Annotated in this window: 5 protein-coding genes; 1 reads left to right on the top strand and 4 read right to left on the bottom strand. The window is 71.5% G+C overall.

The features are described 5' to 3' along the window. The first annotated feature begins 232 nt into the window (after positions 1-232). Positions 233-643 carry a hypothetical protein gene (locus tag PKE44_RS13395; protein WP_324552017.1) on the top strand — a complete coding sequence of 137 codons (411 nt, stop codon included), beginning with the start codon at positions 233-235 and terminating at the stop codon, positions 641-643. A gap of 118 nt (positions 644-761) precedes the next feature. On the opposite strand, the gene PKE44_RS13400 is transcribed toward PKE44_RS13395, so the two are convergent. The 4 genes from PKE44_RS13400 to PKE44_RS13415 form a co-directional block, all read right to left on the bottom strand. Further along, positions 762-1,895, bottom strand: a complete 1,134-nt coding sequence (locus PKE44_RS13400; protein ID WP_324552019.1) for an ABC transporter permease — start codon at positions 1,893-1,895, stop codon at positions 762-764. A 2-nt stretch (positions 1,896-1,897) separates the two neighbouring features. Continuing rightward, positions 1,898-4,657 carry a ribosome-associated ATPase/putative transporter RbbA gene (gene rbbA / locus PKE44_RS13405; protein WP_324552021.1) on the bottom strand — a complete coding sequence of 920 codons (2,760 nt, stop codon included), beginning with the start codon at positions 4,655-4,657 and terminating at the stop codon, positions 1,898-1,900. Between the two features lie 14 nt (positions 4,658-4,671). Continuing rightward, positions 4,672-5,664 (bottom strand): HlyD family efflux transporter periplasmic adaptor subunit, encoded by a 993-nt coding sequence (locus tag PKE44_RS13410; RefSeq protein ID WP_324552023.1) that lies wholly within the window; start codon positions 5,662-5,664, stop codon positions 4,672-4,674. A gap of 104 nt (positions 5,665-5,768) precedes the next feature. Next, a partial coding sequence (locus tag PKE44_RS13415; RefSeq protein WP_324552025.1) for a hypothetical protein occupies positions 5,769-6,390 on the bottom strand: 622 nt, incomplete at its 5' end.

The raw sequence follows: 6,390 nt of genomic DNA on the forward strand, positions 1-6,390 counted from the left end.
GCGTGATGCCGCGCGAACTGCGCGCCCGCGATCACCGCGGCCCCTACGCGGCCTACCGCGCCAGCGCCGGACGCTGATTGCGCGATCATCCTGATCGATCCCTTCGAAAAGGCGCCTGCGGGCGCCTTTTTCATGCGGTCAGCCGATGACGCAGCCGGAGCGCGGGCGTGCGCGACGACGGGCGGCTCGGGTACCGTCCCGCTCTCCCTCCCCGCACGACGAGGCACGCACGATGTCGCTCAAGGCCACCTGGTATCGGGACAAGCTGCTGAAGAAGTTCCGCCGCGGTTTCCACGGCTATCCGGTCGCGACCGTCGCCTATTACGGCCCCGACGACCGGCTGGCGAGCAAGGCCGTGGTCGGCATCGCCCCGGACGAGAACGCCGAGGTCGAGATGCTGGAGCGCTGGTACGCGGAAACCGGCGACATCCGCCAGGATCCGGCGATCAGCGAAGCCATCGTTCGCTACATCGAAAGCCATGCGGTGCGGTCGGTGTTGACGCCGGGCCGCATCATCGGCTGCCCGCACGAGGCCGGCGTGCATTATCCCGAGGGCGGGACCTGCCCGGTCTGCACCTACTGGGCAGGGCGCGACCGGTTCACCGGCGAACGGCTGGACGGGGAGAAGGAAAGCGACGCCTGAGCGGCAGCGGCCGGCAGGGCAGCGCGGTTCATGCCGGATGGCCGCGCGACGGCATCCGCAGGGCCTGGTCGCCGATCGGCTCCGGACGCCGGGGGACAGCCGCTGACGATCCGGCGTTTCAGCTTCCCGCCTGCGCCAGCGTCGTCCTGAGCCGGTGCACCGCGATCGCGAGAAACACGGCACCGATCGCGAGCATCGCGACGAACTGCGGCCAGATCACGTCGAATCCGGCCCCGCGGTACAGGATCGCCTGCACGATCGCCGTGAAGTGCGTCGACGGCGAGAACTGCATGATCCGCTGCACCGCAACCGGCATGCTGTCGAGCGGCGTGGCGCCGCCCGAGAGCATCGCCATCGGGAACACCACCGGGATCGACAGCAGCCCGAGCTGCGGCATCGAGCGCGCCAGCGTCGCGAGGAAGATGCCGATCGCCGCGATCGAGGCGCTGTAGACGAAGGCCGCGACCAGGAACAGCGCGAGCGAGCCGCGCGCCGGCACCGACAGCACGCCGTGGATCATCACGACGGTCGCAAACGTCGTGGCGACGACGATCACCAGCGCCGTCGCGCCGATCTTCGCGAGCATGATCTCGATCGGCGTCAGCGGCAGCACCAGCAGGTGTTCGAGCGTGCCCTGCTCGCGCTCGCGGATCAGCGCCGCGCCGGTCAGCACGATCGACAGCAGCGTGATGCTGTTGACGATCATCATCGGCCCCATGAACCACGGCATCTGCAGGTTCGGGTTGAAGGCGATGCGCACGACCTGCGTGACCGCCTGCGGTGCCTCCTGCCGGCGTCCGCGCACGAATTCGTCGATCTCGGCGCTGAAGATCTGCTGCAGGTAGTTCGCGCCGATGCCGGCCTGGCTCATGGCCGTGGCATCGACGTTGATCTGCAGCCGCGGCGCGCGTCCGGCGAGCACGTCGCTCTGGAAGCCGGGCGGCACGTCGACGACGAAGGTGAAGCGCCCGGCGTCGAGCGCGGCATCGACATCGGCGAGTGCCAGACGCTGCGGGTGCTGGAAGTACGGCGGCTGCGGCGCATCGAACAGCCGCGCCGACAGCGTGCTCGCGTCCTCGTCGACGAAGGCGATTGCGGCGTTGCGCAGCTCGATGCCGGTGGCCGTGGCATTCACGTAGATCAGCACGCTGAACGCGTAGACGATCAGCCCGAGCATGACGCGGTCGCGCCCGAGCGCGTAGAACTCGCGGCGCATCAGTTCGAGCACGTTGCGAAGCGGTGGCGACCGCACGCTCAGCGCTCCTGCTTCGGCAGCAGCCGCCACGCGAGCAGCACGTAGACCAGCGTGAAGCCGGCGAGCTGCAGGTACTTCGGTGCCAGCGCCGCGAAGCCGAGCGCCTTCGTGAAGGTTCCGACCGCGATCGCGAGGAAGTAGCTGGCCGGGAAGGAGTGCCCCATCACTGCTGCGCCGCCGCTCATCGACGACACCGGCGCGATCAGGCCCGAGAAGTTGATCGACGGCAGCATGGTCAGGATGAAGGTGCCGAACAGCGCCGCGATCTGCGTGCTCGTGACCGTCGAGACCAGCAGCCCGAAGGCCGAGGCCGCGATCACGTACAGCAGCGCCCCGAGCGCGAAGGCGGGGAGGCTGCCCTTCAGCGGCACGCCGAACAGCCACACGGTCAGCAGCGCCATCACCGCGGCGTTGACCAGTCCGAGGCCGGCGTAAGGCATCTGCTTGCCGAGCAGGAATTCGAGCCGCGTCGCCGGGCTCGCGTACAGGTTGGTGATCGAGCCGAGTTCCTTCTCGCGCACGACGCCGAGCGCGGTCAGCGTCGCCGGGATCACCAGCAGCAGCAGCGCCAGCACGCCGGGCACGATGGCGTTGACCGAGCGGAAGTCCTGGTTGTAGCGGAAGCGCACTTCGAGCCCGGCGAGTGGCGTCTGCGTCTCGGCCGGTGCCGGCCCGAGCTGTGCCGGACGCGGATCGGCGAGGAAGCCGGCGTGGATGCCGAGCAGGTAGCCGCGCGCAGTCTCGGCGCGGAACGGGATCGCGCCGTCGAGGCGCACGCCGACCTCGGGCCGGCGCCCGGCGCGCAACTCGGCGCCGAAGCCGGGCGGAAGCTCCAGCGCAAAGCTCAGCTCGCCGGCGAGCAGCCGCGCATCGATGTCGCCGGACGAGGTCGCCGGGGCGCGTTCGGCCAGTTCGCGGATGCCTTTGAAGCTGTCGAGGTAGGCGCGGCTCTCGGGCGTGCGGTCGAGATCGAGCACGGCATAGGGCAGGTCCTCGACATCGAGCGAGATGCCGTAGCCCATGACCAGCATCAGCAGCAGCGTGCCGAGCAGCGCGAAGGCGAGGCGGATCGGGTCGCGGCGCAGCTCCAGCGCCTCGCGCCACGCGAAGGTCAGCAGCCTGCGCAGCGAGAAGCCGTGGCCGGCCCGCAGCTCGTCGCCACCCGCCGTGAGGCCGGTCAGCGCGGCGGTGTCGGTCGTGGTCGGGCGGGTGCCGGTCTGCGCGTCTTCGAGTGCGCGGATGAAGGCGTCTTCGAGCGAAGCCGTGCCGCTTGCGTCCACCAGCTCCGCCGGCGTGCCCTGCGCCAGCACGCGCCCGGCGTGCATCAGCGAGATGCGGTCGCAGCGCGCCGCCTCGTTCATGAAGTGCGTCGACACGAAGATGGTCACGCCGTCGCGGCGCGCGAGTTCGCCGAGCAGGCGCCAGAAGTCGTCGCGTGCGACCGGATCGACGCCCGAGGTCGGCTCGTCGAGGATCAGGATCTCGGGCCGGTGGATCACGGCCACCGCCAGCGACAGGCGCTGGCGCACGCCGAGCGGCAGCGCATCGGCCACCGTGTCGCGCAGGCCGTCGAGGCCGAAGCGCGCGATCAGCGCGTCGATGCGCGGCGCAATGTCGCGCTCGGCGAGCCTGAGCACGCGCGCGTGCAGCACGAGGTTCTGCTGCACGGTCAGCTCGCGGTACAGCGAGAAGGCCTGCGACATGTAGCCGATGCGCAGGCGCAGCGCCGGATCGGTGGCATCGACCGGCGTGCCGAACAGGCGGGCGTGGCCCTCGCTCGCCGGCAGCAGGCCGGTCAGCATCTTCATCGTCGTGGTCTTGCCGCAGCCGTTCGAGCCGAGGAAGCCGAAGATCTCGCCGCGCCCGATGCGGAAGCTCACGTGATCGACCGCCGTGAAGCGGCCGAAGCGCCGCGTCAGCCCCTCGGCCTCGATTGCGGCCTCCGCGCTTCCGTGCCCGGCCGGCCGCGGCGGGATCGACAGCGCCTGATGGCCGAGCCGGCGATGCTCGGGCAGCAGCGCGATGTAGGTCGCTTCGAGGTCGTCAGCCCCGGCCTGCGCCTTCAGCCCCGCCGGCGTGCCGGTCGCGAGCACGCGCCCGGCGTCCATCAGCACCAGCGCATCGAAGCGCTCGGCTTCCTCCATGTACGCGGTCGCCACCAGCACGCTCAGGTCCGGCGACTGCGCGCGCAGGCGCTCGACCAGCTCCCAGAACTGCCGGCGCGACAGCGGATCGACGCCGGTGGTCGGCTCGTCGAGGATCAGCAGCTCGGGCTGGTGGATCAGCGCGCAGCAGAGCCCGAGCTTCTGCTTCATGCCGCCCGAGAGCTTGCCGGCCGCGCGATCCGCGAACGGTGCGAGCCCGGTCGCCGCGAGCAGCGCATCGCGCCGCCGGCTGCGCGCCTGCGCGTGCAGGTTGAACAGGCGTGCGAAGAAATCGACGTTCTCGGCCACCGACAGCGTCGGGTACAGGTTGCGCCCGAGTCCCTGCGGCATGTAGGCGATGCGCTGCGCGAGCGCGTCGCGGTGCGCGTTCGAGCGCACGTCGCCGCCGAGCACCGTCACCGTGCCCTGCTGCAGGCGTTTGACGCCGGCGATCAGCCCGAGCAGCGTCGACTTGCCGACCCCGTCCGGCCCGATCAGCCCGATCATGCCGCCGGCCGGCAGCGTCAGCGTGCAGTCATCGAGCGCCGGCGTGCGGCCGTAGCGGTGGTGGACCGCCTCGATCACCGCGACCGGCGTGCGTTCCTCTGCGGACATCGCCGGATCGCGGCTCACGGCCGGCACGGCTGCGAGAGCTCGGTGCAGGCCAGCCGCGGCGGCCACGCGGCCTGTGCATCGAGTTTCACGTAGGCCATGCCCGGCAGGCCGGGCTTGGCGAGCGCGCGGTACTGCGGCGGCACCTGCACCTGCGCCTTGACGCGGAACGACAGCCGCTCGCGCTCCTCGCGCGTCTCGACCGACTTCGGCGTGAACTGCGCGCGGTCGGATACGAAGCTGATGCGCGCCGGCAGCGGCCGGTCCGGGAAGGCATCGAGCAGCACGCGCGCCTCGGCCCCGAGCGCGAGCCGCCCGGCGACGGTTTCGGGCAGGAACACGGTCAGCCAGGTGTCGTCGAGGTCGATCAGCGTCAGCACCTTGCCGCCGGCCCCGAGCACCTCGCCGGGTTCGGCCAGCCGGTACAGCACGCGGCCGTTGCGCGGCGCGCGCAGTTCGCCGTCCTCGAGCGCGATCTCGAGCTGGCGGACCTGGGCGGCGGCGGCCTCGATCGCCTGCTCGGTCTCGATGATGCGGATGCGCGCGGCGGCGCGCGAGGCGACCGCGCTGCGCTGGCGATGCTGGTCGGCGTCGAGCTTCTCGCGCGGCACGCCGCCGGATTTCACGAGGCTCTCGGAGCGTTCGAGCTGCTGCTGCGAGTAGGTCAGCTCGCTGTCGGCCAGATCGAGCTGCGCACCGGCATAGTCGCGATCGGCCTGCGCGCGCTTCAGCTCCGCCCGCGCCCGCGCAAGTGCGGCGGCTTCCTCGCGCAGGTCCATGCGTGCCAGCACCTGACCGGCCGTCACCGTGTCGCCTTCATCGACCAGCACCTCGGCGACGCGCGCCGCGCGCTTGGTCGCAACATCCAGCTCGGTGGCCTCGGCGCGACCGTTGCCGGCGACGATGCCGGCCGGCAGCGCCTCGGCCTCGCGCGCCTGCCAGTAACGCCAGCCGGCATAGCCGCCGCCGAGCGCGACGGCGGCGACGAGCAGCGGCACGACGATCTTCATGGCATCGACTCCCGGATCGGCTGGAAGGCGGCCGGAGTCTATCCGCCGCGGGCGGGGCTGCGCTGATCGGCGTCAGCCGCGCCGGGCATCGGACGTCGCCGCCGTCAGTGCAGTTCGACGTACTCGACCCAGACCAGCTCGCAGGCGCCGTTGCCGCTGTCCTCGCGACTCAGCGAACTGCGCCAGCGGAAGCCGTCCGCAGCGGTGGCCTCGACCAGCAGGCCGCCGAGCCGCACGCGCTGGCCGGGGCGGATCGCCAGCAGCTGGCGTTCGACGCCGGCATCGGCCGGGATCAGGTGCAGGTTGGCGCTGGAGCGCACGATCCCGGCCGGCGCGAGCGGGGGCGGGTCCTGATAGGCCCAGGTGTAGAAACGTGCGCCCTGGCGGATGTCGAGCCGGTCGATGACTGACTGATCCGACATCCGGCCCCAGCCGAAGGCCACGTCGAGCGGCGCGAGCGCGGCACCGGCATCGAGGCGGTAGCGCTCGGTCGCCAGCGCACGGGCATCGAGCTCGAAAGCGGCGAGCGGCTGCAGCCGGAAGCCGCGCAGCTCGAATGGAGGCGCGGTGGTGAGGCTCTGCAGGGGCGTGGCGTCGACGATCTGCCCGGCCGGCCAGCGCAGCGGCCGCGTGGCCTGCCAGTGCCAGCCGCCCCAGACGAGCACCAGCACGGCGAGGATCAGGAGCCGGTGCATCGGGGCAGGCCGGCGAGCGGACGTGAGCCGG

Source organism: Plasticicumulans sp., from assembly GCF_035331805.1.
GTDB lineage: Bacteria > Pseudomonadota > Gammaproteobacteria > Competibacterales > Competibacteraceae > Plasticicumulans.